Origin of the sequence: Desulfitobacterium sp. (assembly GCF_035539115.1) — a bacterium.
Lineage (GTDB): Bacteria > Bacillota > Desulfitobacteriia > Desulfitobacteriales > Desulfitobacteriaceae > Desulfitobacterium_A.
Map to the genome: position 1 here is coordinate 21673 of NZ_DATLJA010000084.1, position 19212 is coordinate 40884.

Here is a 19212-nt window from a genome sequence, read left to right on the forward strand (position 1 = left end):
CTGAAATTCCGAGGTTCTTGCAAGCAGAGTTACGTTACAGACGCTTGGACGTACGCTCGCAGACCAAGCTAAGGCTATAATTGCTTGATGAAAGCTGCGGGATACCCTCCCAATTCGCCATCCTTGGCTCACGGTCGGCGAGTCACGTCCTGTGACTCGTCCCACTAAAGTAAGAGCAGCTCTACCCAAGCTTGGTTACTGATTGCGTAAAATCCTCGCTTACTGTAATCGTACCTCGCTTCGAAGAATGCCTGAGAATTGGCCATTTCATCCTTAACGGGAAAGAATCGCCATGAATTCTTCTCCGGTTATGGTCTCCTTTTCCAACAAGTAACGTGCAAGCTCGTGCAATTTTTCAGTATTATCCTTCAGAATACCGACGGCCTTTTCATGGGCATGCTTAATGATGGACAAAACCTCATCATCAATTTTGGCTGCTGTTTCCGAGGAGCAGGTAAGAGAAGTATCTCCCCCAAGATAGGGGTTGTTCACAGTCTCCAGTGCCATCATATCAAAGTTTTTGCTCATGCCCAGACGGGTAACCATCGACCGAGCGATTTTGGTAGCTTGTTCAATATCATTAGAAGCCCCTGAGGTATAGGTATCAAAAACCAATTCTTCGGCAGCACGCCCCCCAGTAAACGTAGTAATCTTGTTGAAGGCCACTTCCTTGCTCATCAGTACATGCTCATCTTCATCCACTTGCATGGTGTAGCCAAGCGCTCCTGAGGTTCTAGGAATGATCGTAATTTTATGCACAGGAGCAGAATCGGTCTGCTTGGCTGCAACTAGGGCATGCCCAATCTCGTGATAGGCGATAATCTCTTTTTCTTTCTGGGAAATCACAGCTCCTTTACGCTGGTAACCCGCGATAACGACCTCAACCGATTCCTCTAAATCACTCTGGTTGACTCGCGCTCGACCATACTTTACAGCGCGCAATGCGCCTTCATTGATCATATTTGCTAAATCCGCACCTGAAGCACCCGAAGTTGCTCGGGCAATGGCGTTGAAATCAATATTCTCATCCATCTTAACGTTTTTGGCGTGCACTTTTAAAATTGCCTCCCGGCCTGCTAAGTCAGGAAGTTCGACTGGAATTCGGCGGTCGAATCGTCCTGGGCGAAGCAGCGCGTTATCCAGAGAGTCAGGACGGTTGGTCGCAGCGAGGATCACAACACCCTTTTTGCCATCAAAACCATCCATTTCCGTGAGCAGTTGATTGAGGGTCTGCTCACGCTCATCGTTTCCACCGAAATTACCATTACCCCGTTTTTTACCAATGGTATCAATTTCATCAATAAATACAATACAAGGGGCTTTCTCACCCGCTTGTTTGAACAAATCACGGACCTTAGCGGCTCCCATACCGACAAACATCTCGACAAATTCAGAGCCTGAGATAGAAAAGAAGGGAACATCTGCTTCTCCTGCTACAGATTGTGCCAGCAAAGTTTTCCCTGTTCCTGGGGGTCCGACAAGCAAGGCCCCCTTCGGTAGATTAGCGCCAATCTCAGCATACTTAGCGGGGTTATGGAGAAAATCGACGATCTCCATGAGTGCTTCTTTCGCCTCATCCTGTCCGGCAACGTCTGCGAAGGTTTTGCCGGTTTGTGCCTGAACATAGATTTTCGCCTTGCTTTTGCCGAAGGCCATGGCATTCATACCGCCTCCCATGCGTTTCTGCATCTGAGAGGTTAATAATTGCCCGATTGCAAAAAAGATAACTATGGGCAAAATCCAGGTTAATATAAAACTTATCAGAGGGGAAGTCTGTTTAGGTACGACTTGAGAAAACTTGATCCCTTTGCTATGCAGACGATTGACGAGCTCTGGATCATTGACTGTTCCAGTGGAATAGGTGTTGCTTTTTCCAGATCCGTCGGTGGCCATAAAAGTAATTTTTGTGTCCTCAATTTGCACCTCACTAACAGCGCCACTTTCCACTTGTGTGAGGAAGGTACCATAGTCTACAGGGGTGATCTGTTGTTTCAAAAGTGCAGGGAAAACAAAGGCATTAAGCGCCATCAGAAGGAACATGGCGATCGCATAATAAAGAATCAAAGGTTTTTTCTGTTTTATCTTTTTATCCATAACATATTCACTCCGTTATTCATTATTTATTTGAGTCCACTTCACTCATTTCCTGAATGAAGGATCGAAGTTTTTTCATACACGCAAAAATCGTTTGAAACTCGCTCTCGTTCTTACTGTCCAAAAAAGTGCCATATTTCTGTTCAAGAGCATCTCCGATTTTTTGAATGGTATCCCGACCTACTTCCGTGAGGTCGAGTTGAACATAGCGTTCATCCTCAGGGTTGCGGATGCGCTTAAGAAAACCGGACTTCTCCAATTTTTTGCACATCGAAGAAGCATTGCCGCTGGAGAGACCAATGATACTCCCCAAGCTGCCCACTGTGTGGTGGTCACCTTCCATAATTTCCACCAGCATACGCGTCTGCATCAGGGTTAGTCCGTGTTCCTCAGCAATGGGGCGAAAATCATTGAGCATACATTCCGTAATCGTTCGTAAGAAATCCCAAAGTTCATTTTCAAATACGATGCTTTTCATTGATAGCCTCCACTACATAGAAGATATATTAAATAATATATTTACACTATAGATAATATATGCTACAATTATTTTTGTCAATAGGCGAAATCTTAAGTTCAAGTTATTGTGACTCTAAGCAATCAAAATATCTAGGAGTGTAGATATGAAGAAGTTATTTAGGCTTCTCTCGAGCAGAGCCTTTTTAGTCGGGACTCCAATATTGCTCCAGGCCTTTGTTATGGTTATGGTCATTTGGAAGTTCAGCAACTACTTTGTCTATGTTTATACTATTTTAGCCCTGCTCAGTGTGGTAGCCGTATTAAGAATCTTGACGGGTAAGAGTAATCCTGCCTATAAGATCGCCTGGATTATTCCGATTATGCTTTTTCCGATCTTTGGCGGACTATTTTATTTGCTGCTGGGCGGCAGCAATTCAAGCAAGCGGACGAAACGAAAAATGCATGAGATTGAGGAAAGAATGAAGCAATCGTTGGGTCAGAACGAGGCGGTAATTCGTGAAATTGAACTTCAGGATCGAAGTGCAGCCAATCAATCGCGCTATATCGAAAATTACTCCTATTGTCCGGTCTATAAAAATACGACTTCCGAGTATCTGTCACCCGGCGAAGTTATGTTTGAACGTCTACTCCAAAAACTGAAAAAGGCCGAACGCTATATCTTTCTGGAATATTTTATTATTGAAGAAGGCGTCATGTGGAACTCCATCTTAGATATTCTGGTCGCGAAGGTTCAGCAAGGCGTTGATGTTCGTGTCCTTTATGATGATGTTGGAAGTCTCCTCACGTTGCCCTATGGCTATGATAAACAACTTGAAAAAATGGGAATTAAGTGCAGTGCGGTCAACCGTTTTGTCCCGATTTTGTCCCTTCGCTTGAACAACCGTGACCATCGTAAAATTGCAGTTATTGATGGCTACACTGCTTTTACCGGTGGGATCAATCTCGCCGATGAATATATCAACAAATATGAGAAGCATGGGCAATGGAAAGACTCGGCCATCCTTATCCAAGGTGATGCGGTTTGGAGTTTTACGGTGATGTTCCTGTCGCTCTGGAATTACCAGAGGAAAACGGAGGAGGATTATGAACGATATCGGCCCTTACCCGAGCATGCTCAATTCTTTGTCACTGATGGATACGTTCAGCCCTTTAGCGATAGTCCTTTAGATGATGAATCAGTTGGCGAGAATGTCTATCTCAATCTAATCAATGAAGCGGAGCGTTATGTCTACATCAACTCGCCCTATCTTATTCTCGATTCGGAGATGATGACAGCTCTTTGCTCAGCTGCAAAGCGAAGTGTGGATGTACGAATTGTGACCCCTCATATACCGGATAAATGGTTCGTTCACGCTGTGACCCGTGCTAATTATGATGCTTTGGTGGGGAGTGGCGTGAAAATTTATGAGTACACTCCCGGCTTCAATCATGCAAAATCCTTTGCTGTGGATGATGAACTGGGGGTTGTCGGTACCATAAACCTCGACTACCGAAGCCTGTTCCTGCATTTTGAATGCGGGGTTTGGCTTTATCAGACGCAAAGCGTTTTAGAAGTAAAAGAAGATTTTCTTCAGACCTTGGAGCAGTGCCGATTAGTTACCCTCGAGGACTGCCGGGCAGTCAAATGGTACATAAGGTTGGGGCGCATGGTTTTAAGGGCTTTTGCGCCGTTGATGTAATAAGCGATAAAAAGGCTTGACATCGTATTCTTAAAGGGATAGAATAAATTTTAATAAAACTAAGTAATATGCCTTAACACGATGAAGGGAAGTTCAAAGCTTTTGTTGGTAAGAGAGCTGACGGTAGGTGCAAGTCAGTCTAACAAGCTGAAGGATTCCATCCTGGAGTGGTCAATGATGAATTGTGACGGGTTCCGCCCGATAGCGCGGACATAAGTTGGCCGTTTCGGCAACATGGGTGGCAACGCGGGAATAACCTCTCGTCCCTTTTAGGGATGAGGGGTTTTGTTTATTTTCAAGCGTCTCTATTCATGTATCCATTATCGGTTAGAACTTGGGTGGCACCGCGGAATTCCCGCCCCAAATGCTGGGGTGGGTTTTGTTTTTCCCAGGGACATCCAGTTTAAAACATATAAAGGTAAATTATCAAAGAAAGGGGTATTCTGTAAAGCTAGCATTCAACCTAAATTAAATAAAGATATAGGGGGATTTTTTATGAAAAGAGTGTTTAATTTTGCGGCAGGGCCGGCGGTATTACCGGAAGAGGTGCTTAGAGAAGCAGCTGAGGAGATGTTAGACTATAACGGTACGGGTATGTCCGTGATGGAGATGAGTCATCGTTCGAAAGCTTTCGAACAAATTATTGAGGATGCAGAAAAAGATCTGAGAGATTTAATGAATATTCCGGACAATTACAAGGTCCTGTTTCTCCAAGGAGGAGGTTCCCAACAGTTTGCCATGATTCCCATGAACCTAATGAAAAATCGGGTTGCCGATTATATTAAAACAGGGCAGTGGGCGAAAAAAGCGATCGCTGAAGGTAAAATATTTGGCAAGGTTAATGTCATTGCCTCTTCTGAAGATAAGACGTTTACCTATATTCCGGATCTCACGAATTTAAAGATTTCCGAGGATGCTGACTATGTTTATATCTGTCATAACAATACAATCTATGGCACGACATATCATGACTTGCCGGAAACAGGGGACAAGATCTTAGTCGCTGATATGTCTTCCGATATCCTGTCTGAACCCGTAGATGTCACGAAATATGGTCTTATTTTCGCAGGCGTTCAGAAAAATATTGGCCCTGCAGGAGTGGTTGTCGTCATTATTCGTGAAGATTTGATTACCGAGGATGTCTTACCCGGAACTCCAACGATGTTAAAATATAAGATTCATGATGATAATAAATCGCTTTATAATACCCCTCCAGCCTATGGTATCTATATTTGTGGCAAGGTGTTTAAGTGGGTTAAGAAACTAGGCGGCCTCGAAGCCATGAAAAAGAGAAACGAAGAAAAGGCGGCTATTCTTTATGATTATCTCGATTCAAGCAAGATGTTCAGAGGAACCGTTGTGAAGAAGGATCGTTCTTTAATGAATGTACCTTTTGTCACGGGTTTCGATGAATTGGATGCCAAATTTATTAAAGAATCGAAAGCTGCTGGATTTGAGAACTTGAAGGGTCACCGAACGGTTGGCGGGATGAGAGCCAGTATCTACAATGCCATGCCGATCGAAGGGGTTAAAGCGTTAGTTGCCTTTATGAAGAAATTTGAAGAAGAAAATAAATAAGAAAAAGTTAAAGGGAAGGTGTTAGAAGATGTTTAAAGTAAACTGTTTGAATCCTATTGCCAAGGTGGGCTTAGACTTATTTTCGGATAACTATGAGCAGGTTGAACATTTCGAGGATGCAGATGCCGTACTCGTGCGGAGCACCAGTATTCATGAATTGGAGTTACCCCATTCTTTAGTGGCGATTGCTCGAGCTGGTGCTGGAGTAAATAATATTCCTCTCGATAAATGCGCCGACCATGGAATTGTCGTCTTTAATACCCCGGGTGCCAATGCCAATGGAGTTAAAGAAATTGTGCTCGCAGGCCTTTTTATGGCTGCGCGGAATCTCGTAGGGGGAATTAACTGGGTCAATTCAGTCAAAGAGGATCCAGAGGTGGCCAAGAAAGTCGAAAAAAATAAATCAAAGTTCGGAGGAACAGAAATCAAAGGGAAAAAACTAGGTGTCATCGGATTGGGAGCAGTGGGAATTTTGGTGGCTAATGCAGCCATCAAACTCGGGATGGAAGTATACGGCTATGATCCCTTTATTTCCGTGGATTCTGCCTGGAAACTTTCAAAATTTATTAAACACACAAAATCGATCGAAGAGATTTTTAGAGAATGTGATTATATTACAGTCCATGTGCCTTCAAACGATACAACCAAAGGAATGTTTAATAAAGAAGCCTTTGCCCTGATGAAGGACGGCGTTAAAATTCTCAACTTTTCAAGAGATACTTTAGTCAATGATGATGATATGATTGACGCTTTGAATTCTGGAAAAGTCAGTCGCTATGTCACGGATTTTCCCAATCTCAAGATATGCAATGCCGAGGGCGTTATCGCCATTCCTCACTTAGGCGCTTCGACCAATGAAGCAGAGGATAACTGTGCGATTATGGCCGTTAATCAGTTAAGGGACTTTCTCGAAAATGGAAATATAAGAAATTCGGTCAATTATCCTACCTGTGATATGGGAATATGTATGCAAGCGGGTCGGATTGTGATTAATCACATAAATAGACCAAACATGCTTAGCCAATTCACCTCAACTTTAGCTCAAGAAAATTTTAATATCTCAGATATGACGAACAAAAGTCGGGGACAGTGGGCTTATACGATGCTCGATATTGAATCACCAACGACGGATGAAATCGTCAAGAAGATCGGAAAAATTGACGGCGTTCTCAAGGTAAGAATTATTAAGTAGTGGAAGGGAGGAGTATTTTTGGCGACGATTAGGCCCTTTAATGCTGTGAGGCCGCGAGAAGATGTTGCGAGTAAAGTGGCAGCACTCCCTTATGATGTTTATAATCGTGAGGAAGCATTAGCAGAAGTATTAAAAGAACCTCTATCCTTTTTAAAAGTAGATCGAGCCGAAACGCAATTTGATGAGGACTTCAACCCTTATGACGCTAAGGTCTATGCGAAAGCAAGAGATAGCCTTCAACAAATGATCAAAGAAGGTATTTTAGTTAAAGAAGGTAAGAACTGTTATTATATCTATGAACTGACCATGGATGGCCGTTCCCAGACCGGCTTAGTGGGCTGTGCAGCAATTGATGATTACTTAAATGATGTCATCAAAAAACATGAGAAAACGAGAGAAGACAAAGAAATTGATCGCATCAATCATGTGGATATTTGTGATGCGCAAACCGGACCTATATTTCTAGCGTATCGTTCGCAAAAGATTCTCAATGACGTCGTGGATAAGGTAAAGAAGGAAGCTCCTTTATACGATTTTGTAGCTCCAGATGGAATTAGACACACGGTATGGCGAATTAATAAGGAAAGTGATATCGCAACGATCTATTTAGGTTTTAAAAATATTCAAAGTATCTATATCGCCGATGGCCACCATAGGGCTGCATCAGCGGTAAAGGTTGGACTAAAAAGGAGAGAAGCCAGTCCAGGGTATACGGGAGAAGAGGAATTTAACTTTTTCCTGTCTGTACTTTTTCCCCATGACCAATTGAAAATTTTAGACTATAATCGTGTCGTCAAAGACTTAAATGGGTATAGTAAAGAAGAATTTCTAAGTGAAATAACGAAGAAATTTGTCGTCGAAAAAATCGGAGCAGAACCATATAAACCTGCAGAAAAAGCGACCTATGGCATGTATTTAGAAGGAGTTTGGTATAAGTTAACGGCCAAGGAGGAGATCCGTTCCAACGATCCTGTTGAGGGACTGGATGTTTCTTTGCTTCAGAATCATCTATTAACTTCGGTCCTCAATATTAAAGACATCAGAACGGATAAGAGAATAGAATTCGTAGGGGGCATTAGAGGGCTTAAAGAACTTGAAAAAAGAGCCAAGAGTGATATGAAGCTTGCCTTTTCGATGTATCCCACTTCAATAAATGAGCTATTTGACGTCTCAGATGCAGGTCGATTAATGCCACCCAAGTCGACTTGGTTTGAACCGAAGCTAAGAAGTGGATTGTTTATTCATTTACTTTAAGCATGAGGCAGGTACGTTGATTGAGACCGTAGAGCGCTACAAAGCGGAAAAGAGAATCGAAAGGCAAGATGCCATGGAACGCAATGCAGTGGAGGGCAATTCAATGTCAGGATATGCTAGAATACACAATTAAGACTTCAGAGATAGGGGAAAGAAAGGGTTTATTGCAAATGTACAGTGGCATACATCTGAATTTTTGGATTCAGATGTATGCCTTTTAATGTTTGGAGAATTAACTTGATGCTGAGATATTTTCCTTCACCCTACCCTGATAAACACATGGTTAGTTTATTTAGGGCATTATCATTTTTGATGATAACCCCTTAAACCTTCTTATTTGCTAAAATTTGGTTGATAGCATTATTGTTTATTAGTATAATACAATAGGATCAATACCCATATACAATTTCTGATTGGAAAGGGAGGATATGCCTTGAAAAATATTAACCGAATTGTCCCGCTTTTCTTAATTATATTTTTGCTAATGGGGTGTTCTCAAGAAAAGAAATTACCTTCTCCACTGATTTTGTCGATGAATATGCTGGATGATCATACGGGTTTGCTGCTGGTTGAACATGGTCAAATAGAAAAGGAGAAGATAATACGTGGGTTCTCTGACTGGGGAAAATTCAGGGCCGTTTTAAGAACCACCGATGGCGGAAACCACTGGTCGGACATCACTCCGAAAGCAATAGCAGATCGTCCATTTTATTACTCGGATAGATACATAGCAACGGATTTTCTCGATTCCAATCACGGATGGATTGCGGCCTCCAGTTATGGAAAAACGATTGTCGATATCTTCTCAACCACCGATGGCGGCAAAACGTGGTCTCAAACGACTGTAGATCCTAAATATGCTTATCCTTCGTCAAATTTATATTCTCTATCCTTTATTGACCCATTACATGGGTGGCTGTCCGTAAGTCCGGATTCAGGATTGTCAACCCCTTCAGGTGATCTTTACGTCACTGAAGATGGTGGGTTTCATTGGTCAAGACTTTCATTACCCAGTGGGGGACGAGTGACTTTTCTGTCTCGAAGTTATGGCATATTGAATATCAATAACAAAGTATATGAGACAAATAACAGTGGTCAGAGTTGGCAACTTGTCGATAGTTCCGCTAATGTTTTTAAGTTAAGGAAAAACCTTCTCCTGAAAAATACGAATGAAATTGCCCGGTTCAACGGATCCAATTTGGAATATAAGACAATTAACATGCCTCAAAATGCAAAGGGAGTATTAGATTTCGTCGATGAAACCAATGGTTATTTAGTATGTATGTCTGGTAAGGGAGATGTCTTATTTAAAACTAATGATGGTGGATTGAACTGGAACGAATCTAATCTAACGGGTTTTAAGGTGAATCAGATAAGATTCATTTCTCCACAAGTAGGCTATGCCGTAGGAGAAAATAAATTATTCAAAACCAATAATGGAGGGAAGACTTGGATAAACATAAAAATCGGGGGGATAGGCTTTAGCCTCCCCCCTTTTGGCTTAGACTCTGAAACTACCGATACCGGAGTATGAAGTGTCAAGGTCAACTTCTAGAGATTTACCATCAACATCAATGAAAGCCTTAATTGCTTTTTGGTAAACGTTAGCATGAGATGAAATTGAAGTACCACTCCAAGCTATCGTTTGCCAAACGTTATAAATACCATATTTGCCGTACATATAATCTACAGTTCCAATGCCCCCGTAAATTCCAATATTCCAACCCCCGCCATTGACTTGCTTGTACGTTCTCATAGCGTCTGAAATGCCCCGGAAATATTCATCTATATTGGCGAGAGTTCCACCGCCGGCTGCATCATAATCAACTGCGAAATAGATTGCTGTATTATAAGGTTGTCCTACAGTTCCGGCTCGTGCAATTGCGTTATTGCAATCGCTCACCCCAATAGTGTAACTGAATGCTCCCGGATAGTTATTCGCATCTTGATAGACGACAATAGTGTCTAATCCGGCGCTTGAAATACGTTGTGCCTCGGCGAGAGTGAGTAATTTTAGATTAGACGTATCTGCACAATAATATCGACCTATAAAAGAATACCCATTGCTTTTTAGAGAGGTTAGTTGAGAAGAACTGAGAGGACTCATGACGTCGATCCCGTTACCCATAAATATCACTCCACTTTCTCTTAGATTCGTGTAGAGCTGTAAAATAGCTCTCGTACACCTTGATTTTTGGTTAAACATGTCAAGAAGCAAAGCACCAACTTTTTGCCCTAAGTCATCATTGTATACCTCCCTTTCAAAATTTGTTTTCCATTCTATATAGAGCATATGAACTACCGGTTTTACTCATTAAATTGGGCTTTATCGGATTTTTTTTGAGTGCTCGGATAAATGCCTCGCGGATATCTTGAGCAATATCTTCATCAATTCTGCCATGCAGTTTAGATTCTGACCTAATTAGAGGCTCAAAGCGAACTAATAATTCTGCTAATGCCTGCTGGTCATTCAGATCTAAAAACTGCCAAAGAGTCTCGAAGTCTAATTGTGCATAATCCATTAAATCACCTCTTTATAGAGTAAGTTTAGGGCACGTCGTTTAATTCGGCTTACTTGTTGCTGGCTTATATTAAATCGACAGGCTATTTCTTGTTGAGTTAAGTCAAGAATAAAGGTGTAGTACAAAATATTCGATTCGATTTTGGGTAGAGAATTTATTAATTCAGCTAATTCTAAATCGTCGAAGGAGTATAAAACTCCAAAGCGTGGAAGGAATTCAAATGAATCTCCAGTTAAAACATCACGATTAAACCGCCGATTCCTTTGCTTTGCACGAATTGATGCGTTATGGATTACAGTCACGCACTATTGAATATCCTGAGCAATCATTTTTGTTCCCCCTTTGTAGAAAAATCACTCATCATATGCCATCCGCCAATAGCTGTAGATGCACTTAAAAAACCATTCAGAACGATAACGGCAAATTCTCCTAATGACGATGGAAAGGGTGATATTAAGAGAAACAAGAGAACTCCGATGACAATAGCTATACACTTTGTTGGTAATAACTTGATTACGGGAAAGTCTTTGATTAATTGAACAACAAGTAGAATTGCCATACTTGCTCCACTAACAGAGCGCAATAATTCTAGCGAAAATAATATTTGCCCTGTCATACGCCGCCATCCCTCCTTTTACTAATTATAGATACATTTACCATGTTGATTTACTCAGTATTGCTAGAACAGGAGGATGGTAGCATTACTTATAGGAAATTGGTCCCAGATTTTATTAAGTAGAAAGACCCTTACAAGAGTCTTTTTGACTCAGATATCTAGATGGGGTAGGATAGTCAATCAATTAGCCTTGTTTCTTTGTGTATATTTTACAGTCCAATAATTAGGGCAATAAATGTAATTAAAGGATAAATATTTTCAATATAAATAACCCTAGTATAAAGAGTCCGAAAACTGACAATACTGCCTGTCCGGGAAGTTAAATCACAATGAACATATCAAAGTTAAAAAAAGATGGCTCTGGTGTCCTGCCAGAACAGGTTCACCAGAGCCGACCCGCCTGAAGGCGAATTGGTTCTCTGTTGTGCAACTTTTGTCGAATCCTGTGGAAGTTAGACTCCGAGGGCGCATTAACCATAGTGGTGAAGGTTTTAAGGGGATAATTAGTTCTGGAGAAATTCCAGAAGCTAAACCCAACTAGGGAACCTTAATTCTGGCTGCAACCTGTGCACCAGCTGAACTGTGTTACCCAACGGACCTGGGATTATTGAATGAAGCCTGAGAAAAATGGGACGAGATCATTGACACGATCCATAATGCCCGTGGAAAGGTCGGAAAAAGACCCAGAGCGTATCGTGAGAAAGCACGGAAAGATTATTTGAGTGTTTCCAAGCAAGAACCAGCTTCGAAAAGGCGTTAAGAAGCAATTGTAGGACATGAGACGAAACCTGAGTAGAGTTGATCGGATGCTCCAAGAGTCAACGGGGGGAGCTAAATCATTGAGTCGGCAGCAAAAAAACTTCTGGCGACGATTCGGAAGTGAGTTGACCAGCAGACAACCCTGTATAAAACAAGAACCCATAGGATAATTGATCGTATCGTAAACCTGTATCAGCCGCATGTTAGAACCATCGTGCGAGGTAAAGCTGGAGTAAAAGTGGCGATTAGACTTGAAAACGGCTATAGTCGAATTGAAAAACTGTCCTGGGATTCCTTCAATGAGGCAGGTACGTTGATTGAGACCGTAGAGCGCTACAAAGATCGCAAAGGCTGTTATCCTGAAGCGATTCTGGCTGACCGAATTTACCGAAACCGAGAGAGCATAAGCTCAGAGTTCTTTTTGCCCGAATTCTGTACTGGATATTTGGACAAGAAAAGGATGTAATTTTGGTCAGCCGAGAGAAAAGCAGGGTTTGGTTAGCAAGCCCTAAATAGTATAGTTGACTAAAACAGATTAATGTTATAGTATAGCTGCAATGGCAAAATTGAATATGAATTTTACTTCTTATCAAGAGTGGTGGAGGGACTGGCCCGATGAAACCCGGCAACCGGTATTGATTAAAATACAGCGGTGCCAATTCTTGCGATGGAAACATTGATAGATGAGAGAGGAAGCAACGCTAATTACCTCTTTCGTATGGAAGAGGTTTTAATTTTTTTCCGAAAGGGGATAGTTCTGTGCCAATCAACATAGCCGATGCTCTTCCAGCGGTGGAAATCTTAAACAAAGAGAACATTTTTGTGATGAATGAAGGACGGGCGGCTCACCAAGATATTCGACCGCTCAGCATTGTTATCTTAAATCTCATGCCCAATAAAACTGTCACAGAAACGCAGATATTAAGGCTTTTGAGTAATTCTCCTATCCAAGTCGACATTACCTTGCTCTATCCTGAAACTCATCGCTTCAAAAATACATCAGAAGAATATCTGGTCAAGTTTTATGAAACATTTGATAGCATAATGGATAAGAAATTTGATGGGATGATCATCACGGGTGCGCCGATTGAGCAAATGGATTTTGAAAAGGTTGATTTTTGGCCTGAACTTGTAAAGATCATGGATTGGAGCCAACATAATGTTTATTCAACCCTCTATATCTGTTGGGGAGCACAAGCTGGTCTCTACCATCATTTTGGTGTGCCGAAGTATCCTCTGTCGGCTAAGATGTTTGGTGTTTTTCCGCATACCCTCAATCATAAAAATATCAGGCTTCTTAGGGGGTTTGATGATATTTTTTATGTACCCCACTCCAGGCATACAGAGGTCAGAAGGGAAGACATCGAAAAGGTTGCTGAACTGGAGATTTTGTCTGAATCCAAGGAATCGGGTGTTTATTTAGTCGGAACCAAAGGCGGTCGCCAAATTTTTGTGACTGGCCATTCAGAATATGATCCCTTCACCTTAAAAGCAGAGTATGATCGGGATATAGCAAGCGGCCTTCCCATTAATGTTCCGCAAAATTATTTTCCCGATGATGACCCACAAAAGCCCCCGATCGTTAGGTGGAGAAGCCATTCCAATTTGCTTTTTGCCAACTGGCTCAATTATTATGTTTACCAGGAAACACCTTATAATGTGAATGAGATCGATTAAAGTATTTCGAGGAAGGAAAGAAGGAATTCTAATGTCAGAGTATGATCATAATCGCGAAGCTGCCGAGCAACTCCTTCATGAATATGTCCAGAGCGAGAGCCTGATCAGACATGCCGTCACCGTAGAAGCCGTTATGCGTCATTTTGCTTCCTTATTTAAGGAAGATGTTGAGGAATGGGGTATCATCGGGTTATTACATGATATCGATTTTGAGATGTATCCGGAAGAGCATTGTCAGAAGACGAGGGCCATTCTTGAGCCGAGACAATGGCCAGAGTCGTATATCCGGGCGATCGAAAGTCATGGCTATATGCTTTGCAGTGATGTTGAACCGATAACCAATCAAGAAAAGGTACTCTATACGATTGACGAATTGACAGGGCTTATTTCTGCGACGGCGCTGCTTAGACCGAGTAAGAGTCTTTTTGATTTAACTGTGAAATCCGTTAAAAAGAAATGGAAGCAGAAAAGTTTTGCCGAGGGAGTAAACCGTGAGGTCATTGAAAACGGGGCTGCCATGGTGAACATGGATTTGGAGTATGTGATTGAGCAAACAATCCAAGGGATGCGAACTGTCGCCTCAGAAATAGGGCTTGAGGGAAACGCCGAAGCGGGAAAATGACATTCTCCTGCTAACAATAATTGAATTGATACGACTTAGGGAAAATTCCTGCCCCAAATATTGGGGCGGGTTTTATTTATTTTACTAACAGAAAGTATAAGTTTTGGGCAGATAGCATAAGTGCAACTAAGGCTTCCGCCTACGCTAGAGGCTTGGCGCAAGCCGGGTTTTCTTTAATTTTGTCTGTAAGTCGATTTCATTGTTGCAGTTAAAAATTTTAATTTCTAATGAAAATCCTCTATATTTTTAAAATTTTTAAAGGAATCTGGATTAATTAATAGAAAAATGTTATTCCAAGAGTCATTCAATAATAAAAATAGATGGTTAAAGAGAGAACGCTAATTAAATAAATATTAGCGAATATTTGGGGGGTATTATGAGTAATAAGTTTTATCCTTTAACAAACGCACAGAAATCAATCTGGGTTGCCGATAATTTGTATCCTGGTACCAGCCAGGCTATTTTATCAGCAACTGCAATAATCCGTGAAGAACTTGACCTTGCTTTAATGAATGAAGCTGTGAATATTGTAGTAAAAGAAAATGATGCCCTACGTATCCGATTAGTAAATCAAGATGGTACACCACAACAATATTTTTCCGACTTCGTTTATAAAGACTTTGATATCTTGGATTTCAGTTATGAAGGCGGAGAACAAGATTATAGTAAATGGGAAAAGATCACCGCAGAGACGCCCTTTGCATTAATCGACTCCGAGCTTTTTTATTTCGCTATGGTTAAGTTAGGTGAGCAAAAAAACATCTGTTTCTTTAAATTTCATCATACGATTGTTGACGCCTGGGGAATCGTTCTGGTTATTAGAAAGACTCTAAAAGAATATTGGCAGTTGATTCACGGGATTTATCCGGAAAAAGAAGAGGCTTCTTCCTTCATAGACCATATTAATGACGAAATAAAATATATAGCTTCCGAGCGCTTTAACAAACATAAGGAATTCTGGTCTGGAACCTTTGACACCGTTCCTGAATTTATCTCATTTACTGATAATAAAGGCTTTAACAGCTTAGTGGGTAAAAGAAAAAGTTATGTTCTATCGGAGTCATTAAGTTCCAAACTGAAATATTTTTGTGATTTGAACAATGTTTCTGGTTTCAGTGTTTTTTATGCACTTCTTGCCTTATACCTCTTCAAAAGGAGTAATAAGAAGGATGTAGCAATCGAAACACCTATTTTGAACCGGTCGGGGCATACGGAAAAGAATACTGTGGGTATGTTTATGCACAATATACCCACCAGAATTACAATTGAGCCAAGTCTTAACTTTATCTCATTTGTTACACAGTCTTTTAAAGAATTAATGAAATTCATGCGATATCAACGATATCCCTATAGCAGTATCCTGAAAGATTTTCGTGAAAAACACCAATTTTCAGGGACGCTAGTTGATGTTACTCTTAATTATCACAATAACAAGCTAGATTCTGTAATTGAATACGAAGGTATATGGAATTATTGTGGAGCACAGACTAACTCGCTGTCGATTTGTGTTAGTGACAGGGACGGTATCGGCTTACCGGAATTGGATTATGACTACTTGCTTGAAGTCTTCAGTGAGGAAGATATCGATCAAATGCATAACCAGATGTGCAATCTTCTGACTGATGCCCTGGAAAACCCAAGTAAGAGGCTTTCCGAACTGCAAATGTTATCACAGGATGAGCTAACTAAGCTATTAGTCGAATTTAATCAGACGCAATTGCCATATGAAGCAAAAACTGTGTCCGATTTATTCGAAGACCAGGTTATAAAAACACCAGATAGCACTGCCATCGTCTTTGGTGACGAAAGCCTAACCTACCGTGAACTGAATGAGAGGGCGAATCAGCTTGCTCGTTATCTCCGCAGTAAAGGGGTGACACGCAATTCGATTGTTGGATTACTTGTGAGTCGGTCTTTGGAAATGGTCATAGGTATTTTGGGGATTCTTAAGGCTGGAGCAGCCTACTTGCCGATGGATCCCGGATACCCTAGTGAAAGAATTGTGTATATGCTAAACCAGAGTCATACTCAACTAACACTTACGGATAGAGAGAATCAAAGTATTGGTACAGCTGGAATTTGTGAGTTTGCTAATATTTCACCGAACAATACAACGGTCTATGATTATGACACGGCAAACTTAGATACTGAAAAAGCTAATCTAGATGATTTAGCCTATGTAATCTATACTTCGGGAACGACAGGTAAACCAAAGGGAGTAATGGTTCACCACCGTGCTTTGTGCAATTTGATTAGCGCAATTGCTAATGAAATTTGTCTTGAAACCAAAACTATAGTTTCCTTAACAACAATATCCTTTGATATTTTCTTTTTAGAAACTATCTTTCCTTTAACAAAAGGAATGAAGATTGTTATCGCCAATGAGGACGAACAAACTATTCCCCAATTATTATTTAACATCGTCGCCAAACACAATGTTGAAGTAATTCAAACCACACCGTCAAGACTGAAACTGATTCTTGATAATCATCACTGTCATGAAATATTAAATAGCTTATCGTACATTTTAATAGGTGGGGAAGCTCTTCCCGCGCCATTGTTATCCCGTCTAAAAGAAATGACCAGTGCAGAAATTTATAATCTTTATGGTCCTACAGAAACAACGGTTTGGTCGACAATGAAAAATGTTACCCACTCTCAAAAAATAACAATCGGGAAACCCATAGCCAACACCCAAATTTACATTCTGAATGACTATTTTTCTCCTGTACCAATAGGATCAATAGGTGAAATCTTTATCTCCGGGGATGGAGTTTCTTTGGGTTATTTGAATAATCAAGAATTAACTCAAGCGCGTTTCTTGGAAAATCCATTTATTCCTGGCCAAAAAATGTACCGGACAGGAGATTTGGGACGATGGCTTAATGACGGTGAAATTGAATGTTTAGGACGAAATGATAATCAGGTCAAGATACGAGGCTTCCGGATCGAGCTGGAAGAGATCGAAGCCTGCCTTATAGAGCATACTGCGGTAGAAGAGGCAATCGTAGCGATAAAAGAGGATAAAGTGGGTAAGAAACAATTATGCGCTTATTTAACGGGTGAAACAAGGCTCAGTAATAAAGATTTACGAGCTCATATTCTCAAGTCTTTGCCGAACTATATGGTTCCAGCTTCGTTCACCTGGCTCAGTACTATTCCACTAACACCGAATGGCAAAATTGACCGCCACGCTTTACCGGATCCAAGCGAAATTGATTTCGGTCAGACAGCCCATTCCTATCTTGCGCCCAGAAACGATCTGGAACAAAAACTCGCGATGTTATGGGCTGAAGCTCTGGAAGTGGAACGAGTAGGGATTGACGATAACCTTTTTGCCTTAGGGGGAGATTCTTTAACCATCTTAGAAATTATGTCGGGAGCCTTAGCTTACGAGTGGAAACTTAATGCTCAGGATTTCTATGAGAGTCCAACCATAAGATTATTAGCATCTAAAATCACGGGGCGGAACCAAGAGAATGATAGAAATGAAGATGAAATTTATATCGCCAGCAGGATAATACCAAAGGAAATTAAAATGGAGCCAGTGGACCCAGGAAATGTACTTTTGACGGGTGCAACGGGTTTTCTGGGTAACCATCTTCTCAAAGAATTATTGACGCAAACAGATAATATAATCTATTGTTTAGTGCGTGGTGATCAGGCAACAGAAAAATTAGTCGAATTGCTACAGTTTAATTTCTCCTCACTTCCAATAACTCTAGAGAATAGGATCGTAGTCGTTAACGGAGATATTTCTTTAAAACAATTCGGACTCAATGATAATGAATATAATAATTTGGCCCAAAAAGTCCAAACTGTGATTCATAGTGGTGCCTTAGTCAAACATTATGGTGATTATCGTGAATTCGAGAAAACTAATGTCCAAGGGACTTGTGAAGTCATACGTTTTTGTCTGAAATTTGATAAAAAACTTAACCATATTTCCACGATCAGTGTTTCAGGTGATTTTCTGGTAGATCCAGTTAAGATGGATACTGTTTTTAGTGAAAATGATTTTTATGTTGGACAGGATTATAAAGCTAACGTATATATCCGAAGTAAATTTGTCGCTGAGCAATATATTTTGAGGGCAGAAGCTAATGGGTTAAAAGCAGCTATTTTTAGGGTTGGGGTCGTAACGGGCCGTTACCAGGATGGTAAATTCCAGCGTAATATTGATCAAAATGCCTTTTATCGCCGAATCAAATCGATCGTTTCTTTAAAAGTTATTCCAGAAAGTTTTCTTGAGCAAAGTATTGAGTTTACACCTGTGGACTACTGTGCTAAAGGTATTGTGAATATTATTAAGGTGAATCAAACAAGCGGTTTGGTATTCCATATTTTTAATCATCAGAAGGTTAGAGCAATCGAGCTTCTAAGCTATTTAAGATTATTAGACTATCCTGTTCGAACATTGCCGAATTTAGAATTTGATGCTTATATAGCACAGTTGTCCCAGACCAAGGAAGGGAAAGAGAAGTTAAGTGGCCTGGCCTCTGATTTGAGTGTCAATAAGAGATTGAATCATAATAATACCATTAAAGTCAATTCAATTTTCACCATTAATTATTTATCACAAACAGGTTTTGTCTGGCCAGAGATAGATGTGGATTATCTGACTAAAGTTCTGAGTCATATGCGTGAAGTTGGCTTTATTAATAATTTCAAAAGGGTTAGCGGATGAATTTAAGACTACTGTCCTATTGAAGATTTTCAAACCCGCATATAGAATAGGT

General features: G+C 40.8%; 14 protein-coding genes, 1 pseudogene and 1 riboswitch. Of the genes and pseudogenes, 9 read left to right on the plus strand and 6 right to left on the minus strand.

All coding sequences use genetic code 11. The features are described 5' to 3' along the window. Positions 1-273: 273 nt before the first annotated feature. On the minus strand, positions 274-2094 hold the full coding sequence (gene ftsH / locus VM640_RS13355) for an ATP-dependent zinc metalloprotease FtsH (RefSeq protein ID WP_325393023.1): 1821 nt from the start codon (positions 2092-2094) through the stop codon (positions 274-276). A 22-nt stretch (positions 2095-2116) separates the two neighbouring features. Beyond that, positions 2117-2572, minus strand: a complete 456-nt coding sequence (locus tag VM640_RS13360) for a MarR family winged helix-turn-helix transcriptional regulator (RefSeq protein WP_325393025.1) — start codon at positions 2570-2572, stop codon at positions 2117-2119. A 145-nt stretch (positions 2573-2717) separates the two neighbouring features. Here VM640_RS13360 and cls point away from each other — a divergent pair, with 145 nt between their 5' ends. The 5 genes from cls to VM640_RS13385 all read left to right on the plus strand — a co-directional run bounded on the left by cls (position 2718) and on the right by VM640_RS13385 (position 9811). Next, positions 2718-4253: a cardiolipin synthase gene (gene cls / locus VM640_RS13365; protein ID WP_325393027.1), complete on the plus strand. Its 1536-nt coding sequence runs from the start codon at positions 2718-2720 to the stop codon at positions 4251-4253. Between the two features lie 495 nt (positions 4254-4748). Next, the gene (gene serC, locus VM640_RS13370) at positions 4749-5831 is read left to right on the plus strand and encodes a 3-phosphoserine/phosphohydroxythreonine transaminase (protein WP_325393029.1); all 1083 of its coding nucleotides are present in this window, start codon (positions 4749-4751) and stop codon (positions 5829-5831) included. A 28-nt stretch (positions 5832-5859) separates the two neighbouring features. Beyond that, a complete protein-coding gene (locus VM640_RS13375) occupies positions 5860-7023 on the plus strand; it encodes a phosphoglycerate dehydrogenase (RefSeq protein ID WP_325393031.1) in 1164 nt (387 codons plus the stop codon). 18 nt (positions 7024-7041) lie between these two features. After that, entirely contained in the window at positions 7042-8277 is a 1236-nt protein-coding gene (locus VM640_RS13380) for a DUF1015 domain-containing protein (protein ID WP_325393032.1), read from the plus strand. Between the two features lie 433 nt (positions 8278-8710). Continuing rightward, positions 8711-9811, plus strand: a complete 1101-nt coding sequence (locus VM640_RS13385) for a sialidase family protein (protein ID WP_325393034.1) — start codon at positions 8711-8713, stop codon at positions 9809-9811. On the opposite strand, the gene VM640_RS13390 is transcribed toward VM640_RS13385, so the two are convergent. From VM640_RS13390 to VM640_RS13405, 4 genes are read right to left on the minus strand one after another with little or no spacing between them, the layout of a single operon-like run. After that, positions 9779-10483, minus strand: a complete 705-nt coding sequence (locus VM640_RS13390; protein ID WP_325393036.1) for a DUF1906 domain-containing protein — start codon at positions 10481-10483, stop codon at positions 9779-9781. The two genes, VM640_RS13385 and VM640_RS13390, sit on opposite strands and share 33 nt — an antisense overlap. 55 nt (positions 10484-10538) lie before the next feature. Further along, complete coding sequence (locus tag VM640_RS13395) at positions 10539-10799, minus strand: helix-turn-helix domain-containing protein (RefSeq protein ID WP_325393038.1); 261 nt, start codon at positions 10797-10799, stop codon at positions 10539-10541. Then, complete coding sequence (locus VM640_RS13400; RefSeq protein ID WP_325393040.1) at positions 10799-11101, minus strand: sigma factor-like helix-turn-helix DNA-binding protein; 303 nt, start codon at positions 11099-11101, stop codon at positions 10799-10801. The genes VM640_RS13395 and VM640_RS13400 overlap by 1 nt, the downstream gene beginning before the upstream one ends. A 23-nt stretch (positions 11102-11124) precedes the next feature. Then, a complete protein-coding gene (locus VM640_RS13405) occupies positions 11125-11415 on the minus strand; it encodes a hypothetical protein (RefSeq protein ID WP_325393041.1) in 291 nt (96 codons plus the stop codon). Between the two features lie 541 nt (positions 11416-11956). Here VM640_RS13405 and VM640_RS13410 point away from each other — a divergent pair. The 4 genes and pseudogenes from VM640_RS13410 to VM640_RS13425 all read left to right on the plus strand — a co-directional run. Next, positions 11957-12583 (plus strand): annotated as a pseudogene (locus VM640_RS13410) (transposase family protein); the annotation flags it as partial. Between the two features lie 174 nt (positions 12584-12757). Then, positions 12758-12864: riboswitch (SAM riboswitch) on the plus strand. A 69-nt stretch (positions 12865-12933) separates the two neighbouring features. After that, entirely contained in the window at positions 12934-13851 is a 918-nt protein-coding gene (metA, locus tag VM640_RS13415; protein WP_325393043.1) for a homoserine O-acetyltransferase MetA, read from the plus strand. 31 nt (positions 13852-13882) lie between these two features. Next, the gene (locus VM640_RS13420) at positions 13883-14473 is read left to right on the plus strand and encodes a hydrolase (protein ID WP_325393045.1); all 591 of its coding nucleotides are present in this window, start codon (positions 13883-13885) and stop codon (positions 14471-14473) included. A 376-nt stretch (positions 14474-14849) separates the two neighbouring features. Continuing rightward, positions 14850-19160, plus strand: a complete 4311-nt coding sequence (locus VM640_RS13425) for a non-ribosomal peptide synthetase family protein (RefSeq protein ID WP_325393047.1) — start codon at positions 14850-14852, stop codon at positions 19158-19160. Positions 19161-19212: the final 52 nt, after the last annotated feature.